Consider the following 943-nt stretch of genomic DNA (forward strand, 5'->3'; position numbering starts at 1 on the left):
TGGCGAGAAGCCGGCGGCGGCCACGGCCGGCGCGTCCGACGACGATTGGGAGACCTTCTAAACCATGCCGCACGCGCGCGCGCCGTTTCGACCCGATGCACCGGATGCCTCGCCTCGCGCGGGCGAGCCGGGGCGCGACTTCGCGTTCACGGGCGCGGATTTCGCACGCATTCGCGCGCTGATCCATCAACGCGCGGGGATCTCGCTGTCCGAGCACAAGCGCGACATGGCGTACAGCCGTCTCGCGCGCCGCTTGCGGGCACGCGGCCTCGACACGTTCCGCGACTATCTCGACCTGCTCGAGCAGGAAGACGATCCGCTCGAGTGGGAAGCGTTCACCAATGCGCTGACGACGAACCTGACCGCGTTCTTCCGCGAGTCGCACCATTTCCCGATCCTGTCGGATTTCGTGAAGGGGCGGCCGGCGCCGGTATCGGTCTGGTGCTCGGCGGCGTCGACCGGCGAGGAGCCTTACTCGATCGCGATCACGCTGATCGAGGCGCTCGGCGAATCGGCCGCGCGCGGCGCGTCGATCCTCGCGACCGACCTCGACACGCAGGTGCTCGCGAAGGCGGAAGCCGGCATCTACACGTACGACCAGGTCAAGCACCTGGCGCCGGAGCGGCTGAAGCGCTTCTTCCTGAAGGGCACGGGCCCGCAGGCCGGCCGCGTGAAGGTGCGCCCCGAGCTGCGCGCGATGATCCGCTTCGAGCAGCTGAACCTGACCGATGCGGATTACGGGATCGCGAAGCCGTTCGACGCGATCTTCTGCCGCAACGTGATGATCTATTTCGACAAGCCGACACAGGGGCAGGTGCTGTCGCGCTTCGAGCCGCTCGTGAAGCCGGGCGGGCTGCTGTTCGCCGGCCATTCGGAAAACTTCACGTATGTCACGCAGGCGTTCCGGCTGCGCGGGCAGACGGTGTATGAACTGACCCGCGAC

The 943-nt window shown here is 67.6% G+C and carries 1 protein-coding gene; it reads left to right on the forward strand.

Features of this window, described 5'->3' with window-relative positions:
* Window positions 1-64 precede the first annotated feature (64 nt).
* Window positions 65-943 (forward strand): CheR family methyltransferase (locus G3N99_RS40640; RefSeq protein ID WP_206125245.1); only part of this gene is annotated, 879 nt, incomplete at its 3' end.

Source organism: Burkholderia sp. Ac-20392, assembly GCF_017104585.1.
Taxonomy (GTDB): Bacteria; Pseudomonadota; Gammaproteobacteria; order Burkholderiales; family Burkholderiaceae; genus Burkholderia; species Burkholderia lata.